Consider the following 15,868-nt stretch of genomic DNA (forward strand, 5'->3'; position numbering starts at 1 on the left):
TAAAATAAACGATAAAAACAAGTATTTTTTAGGTTGACTTATGGTATTATTTTATATATAATTGTCATTGCGGTTATAGAAGGGTGATTATTTTGAAATACAATTTACAATGGATTGTTAAGCATCGTGGAAAATTTGATTTTGAAGAGGGACTAACTTTTCCTTCGGAGTTATTTGACCAGTATGCTCAAATTAATGACTTGAAGGACATTATTGTCTCAGGAACCGGAGATCTTGATTTGAAAGATAAACGTTTATATGTTGATCTTAATATTAAAGGAACTATGATTCTTCCTTGTGCTATTACACTTGAAGATGTTGAGTATCCTTTTGAAATTAATTCAACTGAAGTGTTTGCTTTTGAAAAACCTGATCCACTTGAAGATGTTCATGAAGTAAAAAAAGATATTGTTGATCTTACCCCAGTGGTATTTGAAAACATTATGCTGGAAGTACCGATGAGGGTCGTCAAAGATGATGCTAATATTAAATCTAAAGGAAAAGGTTGGAGAATATTAGATAACAGTACTAGTGATAAAGATGATGATTATATCGATCCTAGGTTAGCTAAATTAAAAGATTATTTTAAAGATTAAATAGGAGGTTATACTGATGGCAGTACCATTTAGAAGAGTTTCAAGTACAAGAAGAAATAAGAGAAGAACTCATGATAAGCTTACAGCACCAGCTGTAGTTGTATGTCCAGAGTGCGGTGAATACAAAATGTCTCATAAAGTTTGTAAACATTGCGGTACTTACAAAGGACAAAAAGTTTTATAAGAAACGGCGTCTTAAGGGCGCTTTTTTTGTTGTTTAAGGGTTGATTAACGAAATTTTACGTTAATTGACCCTTTTTTTGTTTAATTGTCGAAATCTTCTTATTTAAAGAAAATGCTATACAAAGTATCGACCAGGGTATATAATGGTGGTAAGAAGTGTTAATTTGTGTTACTAAGTGTTAAAGAGTGGGTGATATAGATGTTCATGGGTGAATTTAGGCATAATATTGACGCCAAGGGGCGTCTTATTATTCCTTCAAAATTAAGGGAGCAATGTGGCGAGAGTGTTGTAATCACTCGCGGTTTTGATGGTTGTCTAGCTTTATACACCCAAGAAGGCTGGAATGACTATTATCAAAAACTCCAAACACTGCCAAAAACTAAAAGAGAGGCACGTAACTTTGTTAGAATTATTACTTCAAGAGCAAGTGAATGTGAATTTGATAAATTAGGGAGAGTAAATATTCCTAATGTTTTAAGAATAGAAGGTAAATTAGAAAAGGAATGTATCATCGTTGGCGTTGGTGATCATGTAGAAATCTGGAATCAGAATATTTGGGATGATTATTATGATGCCAATAAAGATAACTTTGATGAAATTTCTGAATCGTTAGAAGGTTTTGAATTATAGGAGAGAGCGATGTTTGATCATGTAACAGTATTATTGAAGGAAGCCGTTGAGGGCTTGAATATTAAAGCAGATGGAATTTATGTTGATTGCACCTTAGGCGGAGCAGGACATAGTTGTGCTATTTTAAAGCAGCTTACGACCGGTCATTTGTATTGTTTTGATCAAGATCAAACGGCAATTGAAGCAGCTCGTCTACGCCTTGATGCAGTTGGTAACAACTATACAATCATTTATTCTAATTTTGTAAATATTAAAGAAAAATTAAATGAATTAGGTGTAACAAGAGTCGACGGAATATTGTTTGATTTAGGTGTATCATCTCCTCAGTTCGATACAGGTTCTAGAGGCTTTAGCTATAATTATGATGCTCGCCTTGATATGCGAATGGATACATCAAATCCACTTGATGCTTATGCAATCGTTAATACGTGGCCGTATGAAAGGATTGTTGAAATTTTATATAAATATGCTGATGAAAAGTTTGCTAAACAGATTGCACGTAAAATTGAACAAAAACGACAAATACGACCAATTGAAACAACTTTTGAATTAGTTGATATTATTAAAGATGCAATTCCTGCTTTTGCCCGACGTAAAGGAGGTCATCCTGCTAAGCGGACTTTTCAGGCCCTTAGAATAGCAGTTAATGATGAATTAAATGTCTTTGATCGAGCCTTAAAGGATTCACTAGATTTATTGAACGTTGGGGGTAGAATTTCAGTTATTACTTTCCATAGTTTGGAAGATAAAATATGTAAATATACATTTAATGATGTAACTAAGTTAAAGGATGTGCCACCGGGATTACCAGTAATTCCTGATTACTTACAGCCGAGATTTAAATTAATTAATAAAAAAGCAATGGTTGCTTCAAAAGAAGAGCTTGAAGTTAATCATCGCGCGCATTCTGCAAAACTAAGAATAATCGAGAGGGAGTTTGAAAATGAGACATAAGACTAAAAAAACTAAATTTGAAGCTTTTTCACAAAGATTTCTAGTAATTTCAATGGTAATTTTTGTTTTTGGAATTATTGGCGTTAAGTCGATGGAATCATCATATAATCGAACAGCTCAAGTTCTAGAAAAGGAAATTAAAACGATAAAGAGTGATATTGATAGTTTAGAAATGCAAAAACAAGAATTAGCATCTTTTTCACGCCTTAGTTCAGTAGCTAATGCTAAAGGATATACATATAGCAATGATTCAGTAGCTGCCTCTACTCAAGCACAACAAAATCAATAATGAATCAATTTAAAAGTGCAAAGATAGCTTATGTTGTCTTTGCATTAGTTATTTTTTCCCTTGTTGCTAATATTGTTTATTTAGGAGTGACAGGTAAGCATTTAATCAGTGGGGCTGATATCGCCACATTTGCTAAAAGTAGAGGTAAGGCAAAAACGATTGATTATGCAACCCGAGGGGAAATTTATACTAGTGATAATGAAGTTGTAGCTTCAAATGTAAAAAAATATAAATTAATCGCTATTGTATCAAGTAGTAGAATTAATCATGGCAAAGATGATGCATATGTTAAAGATATTACGGCTACAGCAAATGCAATAGCACCAATTATTGGGATGGACCCAACTGTAATGGCTCAAAAACTCCAAGAAAAGGTAGATGCAGGAGCATATCAGGTTGAATTTGGAACCAATGGTAATGATCTAAGTGCGGGTGTCAAAAAACAAATTGAGGATACTGGATTACCAGGTTTAGAATTTATTGAAAGTAATTCTCGTAATTACCCATATGGAGATTTTTGCAGCTATATTATCGGTTATGCTAAAGGAACTGAAACGGATGGAGTCAAAGGACTTGTCGGTGAAATGGGTCTTGAAGCAATTTATGACAAAACTTTATCCGGTGAAAACGGTTATAAAGTCTATCAAAAAGATTCAAAAGGATATGTTTTACCGGACGGAATCTTGGAACAAAAAGACGCTGTTGATGGAGATGACATTTATTTAACGATCGACAGTTCATTACAACGAGATCTTGATTACCAGCTGGCAACTGAAGCAGCGGCGGCACAAGCTCTTAAAGCATCATGTGTAATCATGGAGGCTAAGACTGGAAAAATTTTAGCTTTATCAAGTTATCCTTCATTTAATCCAAATGAGCGAAATATAGAGGACTATAAAAATTTCTTTTTTGATACTGCTTATGAATGTGGTTCGGTTTTTAAATCATTTGTTTATGCTAGTTCGATTGAAAGCGGCTTATATAATGGTGCAGCTACATATGAATCTGGTAAATATGATTATGGTGGTTCAAGACCGATTCGCGACCATAATAATGGTGCTGGATGGGGGAGTATTAGTTATGATGAAGGTTTTTATCGTTCAAGTAACGTTGCAATTTGTAATCTGCTTGAACGCGGGTATACTAATCGTGATGAATTACTAGATGTATATGAAAAATTAGGTTTTTTCCAATCAAGCAATATTGATGGCTTTGATTCAGTTGCAGGGACAGCGTTATACAAAACCGATAAAAGTAGAGCGGCCTATTTAACTACAGGATTTGGGCAGGGCTCTACCGTTACAGCTTTACAACTATTGCGCGCATATAGTGTCTTTGCAAATGATGGAAAAACTGTTGAACCTTATTTAATTGAAAAAATCGTTAATAAAGAAACAAACGAAGTTACATATAAAGGTAAAACAGAATATTCAGAGCAAATATTTTCTTCACAAACAGTTCAACATGTTCGAGATCTACTAAAAGGAGTAGTAACTGAAAGTATGGGAACAGCAAAGAAATTTAATCTTGATAATGGTGTTCAAATTATCGGTAAGACCGGAACGGGACAAGTAGTTGTTGATGGTGGTTATTCAAGTACTATTTATACCAAATCCTTTTCGGGAATGGCACCATATGAAGATCCGCAAATAATTGTTAATATTGTTTTCCAAGGTGCTGATAATGATACAACTCAACATCAGGCAAATGTTATTAAAAGTGTAATGCCGGCAGCATTATCAATCGTAAATAAATATAATGCTCCTGAAACTACGACAGTATCTAGTGATTATAAACTAGATTCATATGTTAATCAGAGTGTTAGTTTTGTTAAGTCAAAATTAGAATCAAAAGCTGTAAATGTTCAAGTAATCGGAAACGGTAATACAGTTCTTGAACAATATCCAGAAGCTGGTTCTAAAGTAGCAAAAAATGATCGTGTTTTTATTAAGACGGAATCTAATGATATTGTATTACCTAATTTTACTGGCTGGTCACGTAAAGATGTTTTAACTTTTGGCTCGTTATCAGGGGTTAATATTACTATTGATGGCGGTAACGGTCTCGTCGGAGCTCAAAGTGCGCCAGAGGGAACTGTTGTTCACAACGGTGATGCTCTAACAATTACACTTCAGTAAGGTCTAATGACCTTACTTTTTTCATATAGTGTAGAGGGTGATTAGATGATCTATGAGATAACAAAAAAGAAAATCAAATGGGTAAAAGTAGTAACAGTTTTGATTGTAATTGCAATAATTTTAAAAGTTGGCTATATTCAAATTATTGATCGAGTCAATATTTATAATAAAGCAGTGGATTTATGGCAGCGTAGTTTTCCAGTTGAAGCTAATCGTGGATTGATCGTTGATAGTGATAATAACGTTCTAGCAACAAATCTAACAACTGCTTCACTAGTTGTTGTTCCTAGTCAAATTAAAGATGTGGCGGCTACTGCTGATAAAATTGCAAATATTTTAAATGTTGATGTTAAAGTAATGCAAGAAAAATTAAGTAAAAAAGTTTCAATCCAAAGAATTCAGCCAGAAGGACGACAATTAGATGATGAAGTAGCAGCACAAATCGATCGTTTAAAATTACCTGGGGTATATTTAATTAAAGATACTAAACGATATTATCCCAATGATAATTATTTAGGACAGACTCTTGGCTTCGTAGGAATTGATAATCAAGGATTATTAGGTTTAGAATTAAAATACGATAATTATTTAAACGGAAATAACGGGAGTATTGATTATTATATGGATGCCAAAAGTAACCCGTTGTCACTGTATCCAAGTGTTTATAGTGCTCCAACGAGTGGTTTTAATTTACAATTAACGATTGATGGTGATATTCAGGATATTGTTGAAAGAGAACTGAACAATGCATATGACACTTATAATCCTGATGGAATCTGGGCTTTAGCGATGGAACCAAGTACTGGAAAAGTTTTAGCGATGGCAAGTAAACCTGATTATAATCCCAATGATTATCAAAATGCCGATAAGGATGTTTATAATCATAATATCCCAATTTGGAAATCTTACGAACCAGGATCAACTTTCAAGATCATTACTTTTTCATCGGCTTTAAATGAAAATCTATTTGATATGGATAAAGATACTTATTTTGATAAAGGGTATGAAATTGTTGGTGGTGCCCGAATTAAGTCATGGAAAAAAGGTGGACATGGACTTCAAACCTTTAGAGAGGTTCTTCAGAATTCTTCCAACCCCGGATTTGTTGAAATCGGTCGCCGTCTAGGGAAAGATAAATTATATGAATACGTCAAAAAATTTGGTTTGACAGAAAAAACCGGTATAGACCTACCAGGTGAATCTAAAGGAATTATGTTTGATTATGATGCCTTCAATGAGTTGGAACAAGCAACAGTTGCTTTTGGTCAAGGTATTTCAATTACACCTATGCAGCTGGTGAGAGCAGTTTGTGCTTGTGTTAACGGTGGAACTTTATATAAACCATATTTGGTTGATAAAATTATTGATAGTTATTCTAATGATATTGTTTATGAACATAAACCAGAGGCACTACGTAAAGTTATTAGTGAGGATGCTTCCAAAAAAATGCGAGATGCTTTAGAATCAGTTGTTACAGATGGAGGGGGTAAAAATGCCTATATAGATGGTTACCGGATCGGTGGTAAAACAGGTACTGCCCAAAAAGCAGTAAATGGTAGTTATGTTGATGGGGGTTATATCTTATCTTTCATTGGTATTGCGCCAATTGATGATCCTAAAATTGTTTTATATGTTGCAATGGATAACCCTAAAAATTGTGTGCAGTATGGAGGAACGACAGTAGCTCCAATTGCTCGCAAAATGCTTGTTGATATTTTGCCAAGCATGAATGTAAAAAAAGTTTCTTCACAGCGGCAAAAAGCTTATACATTTATGGATACTAAAACGTTAAAGGTTGAAAACTATATTGGGAAAAGTAAAAAGGAAGTTAGTAATCCGGAATTAAAATTTGAATTTATTGGCGAAGGTGATAAAGTAATAGACCAATTACCACGAGTTGGTGAGTCAGTTGAAGCCGGATCAACAATCGTTATTATGCTTGGTTAATTAAAGCTTAATTTGACTTTTTATAATGTTTATAATATGATAATGAAAAACATTAATAATAAGGAGAATAGATTTATTGTGGACCCGACCCAGATAACCAACGTTATAATATTTGTCATTTTAATTATTTTCTCAGGTATTTTTTCTTGTACTGAAACAGCATTTTTATCTGTTAATAAAATCAGGATGCGAAACTTAGCTGAAGAAGGAAATAAAAGAGCACTAACAGTAGAGAAGCTGTTATCTAATTCGGATCGTTTATTTAGTTCAATCTTAGTAGGAAATAACTTAGTTAATATCGGTGCTTCATCGTTATCTACATCATTTGTGATTTCAATTTTTGGAGATTCAGCAACTCTAGTAGCTGCAGCTACTGGAGTAGTTACATTCTTGATTTTGGTTTTTGGTGAAATTACACCAAAATCTTTTGCAACTAAGAATGCAGATACAATTGCTTTATTTTTGGCACGATTTGTTGCTTTAGTTTGTACTCTTTTTACCCCAGTGGTATTTTTCTTAAATATCATTACAAGCTTTTTCATTAAAATATTGGGTGGTGCTCGTGACAGTGGACCAACCATGACAGAAGAAGATTTAAAGACGATCGTTACAGTAGGTCATGAAGAGGGGGTATTAGAAGAACAGGAAAAGGAAATGATTCATAATGTATTTGAGTTTGGTGAAACTGAGATCAAAGAAATTATGACGCCAAGAATTCATGTTGAGAGTATTCCCGATGATTGTTCTTACCAAGAATTGATGGAAATTTATCAACGTAGTCAATTTTCACGTTACCCAGTGCATAGTGAATCATTTGACGAAATTGTGGGAGTTTTAAATGTTAAGGATTTACTTTTCTTTAATATCGATCCTGATGAATTTGTTGTAAAAGATTTTATGCGCGATACTTTTGTTGTTTATGAATTTAATGAAGTTGCGGATGTGTTTGCTTCGATGCGTAAAGAACATGCAACATTAGCGATTGTACTAGATGAATATGGGGTTATGAGTGGAATTGTTACTTTTGAAGATATTGTTGAAGAAATTGTAGGCGAAATCGATGATGAATATGATGCTGAAGAAGACGAAATGATCATTTCTCTAGGAGAAAATGAATATTTAATAGATGGAAGCTTGAATTTAAATGAAGTTAATGATAGAGTAGGAACTGATTTCGATTCTGAAGATTTTGAATCAATTGGTGGATTAGTTCTTGGAGAGGTATCTGGTGTTCCTGAAATTGATGATGAAGTTCAGATTGAAAACGTAATTTTTAAGATTGTAAAAATGCATAAAAACAGAATTGCTCAATTAAAAGTGACGATTCTAGAAGAAAAGAAAGATGAAGAGGAAGAGCATCACTAGATGACTTCCTCTTTTAAAAAGGAGATTGTAGGATGAAGAAAAATGTAGAAATTAAAAAATTAGGGATTAATGGTGAAGGTATCGGGTATATTGATCGAAAGATCGTTTTTGTTCCTGGAGCGTTGCCACAAGAAGAAGTTATTGTTGAAATTATTAAACAGACTAGAACTTATAGCGAAGGGAAATTACTACAAGTAGTAAAACCATCAAAAGATCGTGTTACGCCTAAGTGTCGTTCGTATGATAATTGTCAAGGGTGTACGATGTTGCATTTAAGTTATTTCAAGCAGTTGAATGCAAAAAAAGAAGCTGTACGCGAATCAATTAGAAAATATACAGAGTATGATTTATCAAGAACAATTTTTAAAGATGTAATTGCGGCGCCTAGTCAAGAGGGCTTTATTACTGCTGTTAATTTGCCTATTGTTGATTTTAAAGGGAAAATTAGTTTTGGAATCTATCAACGTGATAGTAAATATTTAACATTAATGACAAGATGTTTTAAACAACATCCAATAATTAATGAGTGTTTATTAAAATTAGAAGAGATTTTAACTACAAATAAATGTAAAACATATAGTGATAAATTTAGAACAGGATTAAGGTTTTTAAAGGTTAAATTAATTGATAATAAATTACAATTAGTTTTTATTACAGGTCGTGATGGGTTGAAGGAAGAAATTGTTAAAGAAATTAGTCAATTGCCACATGTTGCTAGTATCTTCATGTCTGTTAATACTTCAAAGCATCAAGAGTTTGATGAGTTAGGATATTCAAAATTATATGGGGCAACGAGACTAGAGTTGCACGATGATAAAAATCAATATCTAGTATCGGTTAAAAGTAAATTACCAGAAAATATTGAGATGATGTGGAAACAAAATCAAACAATTAAATCATTAGTACAGGACAGTCAAAAAATAATTTCGTTGAATTGTGGAATTGGGTTATTAGAACTTAATCTTGATCAAGAAATTGTAGCGATTGATGAAAAAAGATATCAAATTGATGATGCTAAATTAAATGCTAAGTATTTAAAGAAGGAAAATGTTACTTTTATTGCTGGTGACCTAGATAGTAAAATTGTTACATACGCTAAAAAGAAAGTCTATGATACTTTAATTATTCAAAATGAACGTTATGGATTAAGTGATACAATCAAAGATACAATTAAAATTGCTAAATTTAAAACAATTATCTATGCTTGTCAGTCACATTCAACTTTAGCAAAGGATTTAGCTGATTTAGAAAAAAATTACAAATTGGAAAGAATTATTGGCTTAGATACATCTTGTCATAATTCATACCTAACAACGATTGTAAAATTGGTTCGAAAATAAAGCAAATTATTTGCTTTATTTTCATTTGTAACTATAATATTTAAAAATAGGAGGAATGGTTATGGAAATTAAATTTCAACCTCAAGGGGTATGCTCAAAACAAATAGTTATTGACGTTGAGGATGGCATTGTTAATAACGTAAAATTTATTGGTGGATGTTCTGGTAATACACAAGGTGTTGGAGCATTAGCAAAAGGGATGCAAGTAAATGAGGTAATCGAACGATTACAAGGTATTCGTTGTGGGGCAAGACCAACTAGTTGTCCTGATCAATTAGCTAAAGCATTAGTTAAACATGCGATGTAGTGGAATAATCATTTGATTATCCACTTCTTTTCATTTTATTAGAGTAAATAACATATAATATTAGTGGTGATTATATGTTAATACGGATTAAAAAGTTACAATTTTTATGTGGGGCAATTTTATTGATGCAGGTACTGTGTCCAATGTGGATCGTCCCGTTTCATTTAATTGCAACATTGTTATCGATAGTGATCATTGGCTGGCAAAGACGCTTTTGTGTCTTGCAAGTACAATATCATTATTATGTTACAATTTTATATTGTTATCGTATTTGGCTCTTAAGTTGTACTTCATGGGCAATCTTTGATACCGTTTATATGTGTTTATGTTTATATTTTTCTATTATGATTATTCTTTTTTCGTTCCGTGCAATCCTCTAATATCTTTTTAAATAGCTTATTTAGTGGTATAATACACAATAGAAAGGATGTGGGGATAGATGCTAGGACATTTACAAGTTTATAGTTCATATAGTTTTCAAAATAGTACTATCTTAATTGAGGACTTGGTAAAAAAAGCTAGTGATCTCCACTATGAGGCGCTAGCTTTAACTGATAAAGATAACATGTATGGGGCAATGGAACTAGCTAAATATGCTAAAAAATACGGTATTAAAGCAGTCTTTGGGTTAGAAGCAAGTGTTGAAATCAATCATGAGATATATCCGTTATTACTATTGGCAAGGGACGTGACGGGTTATTTTGATTTGGTTAAAATAACTAGTGAAATTTGTTTGAGTGAAAGAGGTGCGATTAGTTTAGAGGCACTGTCATTATATCGTGAACATCTATTTGTAATTTCAGCATGTAAAGAAGGAATTATTGAACGACTTATCCTAAAAGAACTGGATTCGGAGGCGTTAAAGTATTTAGAACTGTTTAAAAACACTTTTAATAATTTTTATGTAGGATTACAAAACCATGGTATTGCAATGCAACAAAAATTAAATGAACGTTTAGTCGCTTTAGCAACTCTCCAAAATATTCCCATTTGTGTAACCAATGAGGTCCGTTATTTAAATAAAGATGAGGCTTTTACTTTAGATCTTTTACAAGCTTCCGCTAAAGGAATGATGTTAGATTTAGAACACCAAGTTCAAACTGATCAATTATATTTAAAATCTAGTTTTGAAATGGAGAGTCTTTTTGATAAAAAATATATTGAAAATACTAACGATATAATACGACTGTGTAATGTAACCATTCCAACAGATCAAATGCATTTACCTAAATACCCAGTTCCTAAAGATGGCGATGCTGGTGATTACTTAAGGCAATTATGTTTAGTTGGTTTGAAAAAACGATTTAAAGGAAAAAACATTCCTAATGAATATATTGAACGCTTAAAAAAAGAATTAACAGTAATCAATAAGATGGGATTTAATGACTATTTTTTAATTGTTTTTGATTATGTTCGATATGCTAAAATGCATAAGATCTTAGTTGGCCCAGGACGTGGTTCAGCGGCTGGCAGCCTAGTGGCTTATGTATTGGGAATTACTGGAGTAGATCCATTGCGATATGACTTACTATTTGAACGTTTTTTAAATGAAGAAAGAATTAGTATGCCTGATATTGATATTGATTTTCAAGATGACCGTCGTGATGAAGTTGTAAATTACGTTACTGAAAAATATGGTCATGAGCATGTAGCGCAAATCGTTACTTTTTCTACTTATGGTCCTAAAGTAGCAATTAAAGATCTTGGAAAAGTACTAGGGGTACCCTTGCCACGATTAGAATTGTTAACTAAAAATATTCCTACTAATTATAAGAATCGTAAGAGTGCTCGAGAAGTTTTTGAAACATCATATAGTTTTCAATCAATGGTGAATAAAGATCCTGCATTAAGAAAGATCATGCCTGCTGTTTTTATTGTTGAAAAATTGCCACGTAATATTTCAACGCATGCAGCGGGAGTGGTTTTATCAAATGACGTATTGGACCAAGTTGTCCCGCTTGTCAGAGGTCCTAACAATGGAGTTGTAACTCAATATTCAAAAGATTATATCGAAGAAGTCGGCTTGCTCAAAATGGACTTTTTAGGTTTAAAGAATTTAACGATCATTGATTATATTATTAAAGATATTGCTAAGAATCATCAAGTTGAAATTAATATTAACGACATTGATCTTCAGGATAAAAAAACTTATGAAATGATCAGTCGTGGTGATACTTTTGGAATCTTTCAATTAGAGTCCTCAGGAATGAAAAATTTATTAGTTAAGATGCAATGTGATTGTCTTGATGATGTTATTGCTGCAATCGCATTATTTAGACCAGGACCGATGGCTAATATTCCTTCATATATCGCTCGAAAAAAAGGCAAAGAACCAATAACTTATCCATTAGAATGTTTAAAGCCAATTTTAAAATCTACATATGGAATTCTTTTATACCAAGAACAAATTATGCAGGCGGCACAATTAGTTGCTGGATTTTCATTAGCTAAAGCGGATATTTTGAGAAAAGCAATGTCAAAAAAGACAGCGAGTTTAATGAAAGCGATGAAGAGTGAATTTATTCAAGGGGGAATTGCTAATGGGTTTAGTGAGCTCGAAGCAGTTAAAGTGTTTGAATTGATTGAAAGGTTTGCTAACTATGGTTTTAATAAATCACATTCGGTTGTCTATGGATATATTGCCTATTGGTTAGCATATTTAAAGGCGAACTTTCCATTAGAATTTTTTAGTGCTTTATTATCAAATGAACAAAGTAGTGATGCAAGTAAACTTAGTTGTATCCAAGAGGGAAAAAAATATGGTGTTAAACTATTGGCACCATCAATCAATTATTCAACTGATCGCTTTAAAGTTGAAGATGGCAATATTCGTTATTCTTTATTAGCGATTAAAAATGTTGGTTATGCAGGATATAAAGCAATTGAAGCAGAGCGTCAAAATGGTACTTTTAAAGATATATTTGATTTTGTTTCTAGAATGGAATCAAGCAAATTAAATAGTAAAATGCTTGATAGTTTAATTATGGCAGGAGCTTTTGATGAGTTTAAATTAAATCGCACGACAATTAAACAAAATTTACATAAGATTATGGAATATGCAGAATTGAAAAATTCAATTGGAATCGAAGAACCACCGATCCTAACGATCGTTCGTGATAATCGGATCAAAGTATTGGAAGAAGAAAAGATGGTCCTTGGAGTATATTTGACAATGCATCCGATTGCTTTGATCAAGAATAACTTAAAGGAGCAAATAGTTAATTTAAATGAATTATCCAATTATATTGATCAGCCGGTTAGAGTTATTATGGCATTATCGAGAGTAAAAGTGATTGTTGATAAAAAAGGACAAGAGATGTGCTTTGTTGATGGTTACGATGAAACTGGTGAAGTAGATGCTGTTGTCTTTGCTTCAAGTTTTCAAGTTTTAAAGAAAATATTAGTACGTGGTGAGATTTGTTTAATTGAAGGTAGAGTTAATTATCGTGATAAACTATCACTAATAATAAATCAAGCAAAAAATGTACGTTAAGGAAGGTAGAAATGAAAGAATTAGTAATGATTGATGGAAACTCGTTGTTGTACCGTGCTTATTATGCAACGGCAGCAATGGGAAATTTAATGGTAAATAAAGATGGTGTTCCTACTAATGCAGTGTATGGATTTGCCAATATGTTAGAAAGTATTTTAAAGGGTAATCCTGAGTATTTAGTTGTTGCCTTTGATTACGGTAAAAAAACTTTTAGAAATGATTTATTTGAAGTTTATAAAGGAACTCGTAGCGCCACTCCTGATGAATTAGCTTGTCAGTTTTCAATGATTCGTGAATATTTAACAGCTCATGGAATTCGTTATCAGGAAATCGAAGGGTATGAAGGCGATGATATTATTGGAACTGTTGCTGTTAAAGCAAGCAAACAACGTTTTAAAGTAAGTATTGTTACAAGTGATAAAGACATGCTCCAATTAGTTGATGATAATATTAGTGTTTATCTTACTAAGAAGGGGGTAGGAGAATTAGAAAAAATCACCCCTGCTAAATTTAAAGAAATATATGGTTTGATTCCTGATCAAATGCGCGATTTAAAAGGATTGATGGGTGATAAATCTGATAATATTCCAGGGATTCCCGGAGTTGGAGAAAAAACAGCTTTAAAATTACTAAAGGAATATCATACAGTTGAGAATTTAAGCGAACATCTTGATGATTTAAAAGGAAAGATGGGTGAAAAAATTCGTGATAATATTGATCAGGGATTGTTATCAAAGCGAATTGCAACAATTATTAAAGATGTGCCGATGGAAATCGATTTAGAAGAATATCGTTATCAAGGACATGATTATAATGAGTTAGCTGAATTCTACCGACGTTACAGCATGAATTCATTATTAAAAAGAATGTCTTTGAATAATGAGGAGGTTCAGGCTGAAAAAGCAGTCGATGTTAAAATCGTAACTCAATTACCAATTATTAAGCGTGATAGTTCATTGGTTGTAGGTGTGTATGATACAAATTATCATCGGTCAATGATCGTTGGATTTGCAGTTTATAACGATAGTGAAGCTTATTTCATTGGAACTGAGGATGCCTTAAATTGTACTAATTTTAAAAATTTTATTAGTGATAAGAAAATTGAAAAATATGGTTATGATATTAAAAAGAGTATTAATGCAGCAAAATGGCATGGCCTTGAAATAGAAAATTATGTTTTTGATCTTCAATTAGCTTCTTATATATTGAATCCAAGTTTAAAAGATGAGATTCGCAGTGTTTGTGAGTATTATGAGTATTACGATGTTTTTTATGATGAAGAAGTATATGGAAAGGGTGCAAAGAAGAAGGTTCCTGAAACATCAAGAGTAGCAGAGCATTTAATTAAACAGGCAAAAGCTATTTATATTTTAAAGGATCAGGCAATTGAAAAATTGAATAATGAAAATCAATTTGAATTATATAAAGATGTTGAAATGCCAGTTGCAAAAATTTTAGCACGTATGGAGTTTCAAGGGGCAAAAGTTGATTCTGTTGTTTTAAAACAACTAGAGGAACAATTCGGTCGTGAAATTAATATTTTAGAAAAAGAGATTCATACGCTTGCTAATAGAGAGTTTAATATCGCATCACCTAAACAGTTGGGAGAAGTTTTATTCGAGGATTTAGGTTTGCCTAATGGTAAGAAAACGAAAACAGGATATTCTACATCAGTAGATATTTTGAATAAACTAAAAGATATACATCCGATTATTGATAAAGTCTTAAAGTATCGAACGCTTTCTAAATTATATTCTACATATATTATAGGATTACAAGATCAAGTTTTTATAGATGGGAAGATTCATACAATCTATAATCAGGCGTTGACGCAAACAGGAAGGTTATCATCAACCGATCCTAACCTGCAAAATATACCTGTTAAAACACCAGAAGGAAAACTCATTCGTAAAGCTTTTGTTCCGGAATATGATTATTTAGTATCTTTTGATTATTCACAAATTGAACTTAGAGTCTTGGCTCATTTAGCGGGTGTTAAATCATTGATCAAAGCTTTTAACGAAGATAAAGATATTCATCGCCATACTGCTAGTGAAATATTTAGAGTACCTGAAGAACAAGTTGATAGTACGATGCGACGTAATGCTAAGGCTGTAAACTTTGGAATTATTTATGGAATGTCTGATTTTGGTTTGGCAGAACAAGTTGGAGTAAGCGTAGGGGAAGCGCGTGAATTTATCAAGCGTTATTTTGAAAACTATCCTGAGATAAAATTATATATGGATAGTAATATTGATTTTTGTAAGAAAAATGGTTATGTTACAACGATGCTGAATCGGAAACGTTTTATTCGTGAAATTAATGAAAAAAATTATATGCGTCAAGAGTTTGGAAAACGATTAGCAATGAATTCACCAATACAAGGATCGGCAGCTGATATTATTAAGGTTGCAATGATCAAAGTTGATGAGCTATTGAAGAAACACCAATTAAAATCTAAGATGATCTTACAAGTACACGATGAATTGATCTTTGATGTTTATCAAGAAGAATTACAAGAAGTTATGGAAATTGTTGCTAAAGGAATGACGACTGCAATTAAGATGGATGTTGAATTAAAAGCAGAAGGAAGTTATGCCGTTAATTGGTATGAACTTAAATAGG

Annotated in this window: 13 protein-coding genes; all 13 read left to right on the plus strand. The window is 32.5% G+C overall.

All coding sequences use genetic code 11. The annotated features are described in order from the left end of the window. Window positions 1-83 precede the first annotated feature (83 nt). The 13 genes from EYR00_RS04860 to polA all read left to right on the plus strand — a co-directional run bounded on the left by EYR00_RS04860 (window position 84) and on the right by polA (window position 15,867). A complete protein-coding gene (locus tag EYR00_RS04860; RefSeq protein WP_003534536.1) occupies window positions 84-596 on the plus strand; it encodes a YceD family protein in 513 nt (170 codons plus the stop codon). A gap of 16 nt (window positions 597-612) precedes the next feature. Then, window positions 613-780, plus strand: coding sequence for a 50S ribosomal protein L32 (gene rpmF / locus EYR00_RS04865; protein WP_003534533.1), 168 nt, complete (start codon window positions 613-615; stop codon window positions 778-780). 198 nt (window positions 781-978) lie between these two features. Next, on the plus strand, window positions 979-1,410 hold the full coding sequence (mraZ, locus tag EYR00_RS04870; RefSeq protein WP_008792779.1) for a division/cell wall cluster transcriptional repressor MraZ: 432 nt from the start codon (window positions 979-981) through the stop codon (window positions 1,408-1,410). Between the two features lie 9 nt (window positions 1,411-1,419). After that, entirely contained in the window at window positions 1,420-2,364 is a 945-nt protein-coding gene (rsmH, locus tag EYR00_RS04875; protein ID WP_003534529.1) for a 16S rRNA (cytosine(1402)-N(4))-methyltransferase RsmH, read from the plus strand. Next, window positions 2,354-2,653, plus strand: coding sequence for a hypothetical protein (locus EYR00_RS04880; RefSeq protein WP_003534527.1), 300 nt, complete (start codon window positions 2,354-2,356; stop codon window positions 2,651-2,653). Before rsmH ends, EYR00_RS04880 begins: the two co-directional genes overlap by 11 nt. Continuing rightward, window positions 2,653-4,791 carry a penicillin-binding protein gene (locus EYR00_RS04885; protein ID WP_003534526.1) on the plus strand — a complete coding sequence of 713 codons (2,139 nt, stop codon included), beginning with the start codon at window positions 2,653-2,655 and terminating at the stop codon, window positions 4,789-4,791. The genes EYR00_RS04880 and EYR00_RS04885 overlap by 1 nt, the downstream gene beginning before the upstream one ends. Window positions 4,792-4,836: 45 nt before the next feature. Beyond that, a complete protein-coding gene (locus EYR00_RS04890; protein WP_003534525.1) occupies window positions 4,837-6,738 on the plus strand; it encodes a penicillin-binding transpeptidase domain-containing protein in 1,902 nt (633 codons plus the stop codon). A gap of 78 nt (window positions 6,739-6,816) precedes the next feature. After that, window positions 6,817-8,103: a hemolysin family protein gene (locus EYR00_RS04895; RefSeq protein ID WP_008792778.1), complete on the plus strand. Its 1,287-nt coding sequence runs from the start codon at window positions 6,817-6,819 to the stop codon at window positions 8,101-8,103. A 32-nt stretch (window positions 8,104-8,135) separates the two neighbouring features. Next, on the plus strand, window positions 8,136-9,443 hold the full coding sequence (gene rlmD, locus EYR00_RS04900; RefSeq protein ID WP_003534522.1) for a 23S rRNA (uracil(1939)-C(5))-methyltransferase RlmD: 1,308 nt from the start codon (window positions 8,136-8,138) through the stop codon (window positions 9,441-9,443). 61 nt (window positions 9,444-9,504) lie between these two features. Next, window positions 9,505-9,750, plus strand: a complete 246-nt coding sequence (locus EYR00_RS04905) for a TIGR03905 family TSCPD domain-containing protein (RefSeq protein WP_008792776.1) — start codon at window positions 9,505-9,507, stop codon at window positions 9,748-9,750. 74 nt (window positions 9,751-9,824) lie between these two features. Beyond that, window positions 9,825-10,130 (plus strand): hypothetical protein, encoded by a 306-nt coding sequence (locus tag EYR00_RS04910; RefSeq protein ID WP_003534520.1) that lies wholly within the window; start codon window positions 9,825-9,827, stop codon window positions 10,128-10,130. 59 nt (window positions 10,131-10,189) lie between these two features. Continuing rightward, window positions 10,190-13,243 (plus strand): DNA polymerase III subunit alpha, encoded by a 3,054-nt coding sequence (gene dnaE / locus EYR00_RS04915; RefSeq protein ID WP_003534519.1) that lies wholly within the window; start codon window positions 10,190-10,192, stop codon window positions 13,241-13,243. Between the two features lie 11 nt (window positions 13,244-13,254). Beyond that, window positions 13,255-15,867, plus strand: a complete 2,613-nt coding sequence (polA, locus tag EYR00_RS04920) for a DNA polymerase I (RefSeq protein WP_003534518.1) — start codon at window positions 13,255-13,257, stop codon at window positions 15,865-15,867. The last annotated feature ends 1 nt before the right edge of the window (window position 15,868 follow it).

Source organism: Thomasclavelia ramosa DSM 1402 (assembly GCF_014131695.1).
Lineage (GTDB): Bacteria > Bacillota_I > Bacilli_A > Erysipelotrichales > Coprobacillaceae > Thomasclavelia > Thomasclavelia ramosa.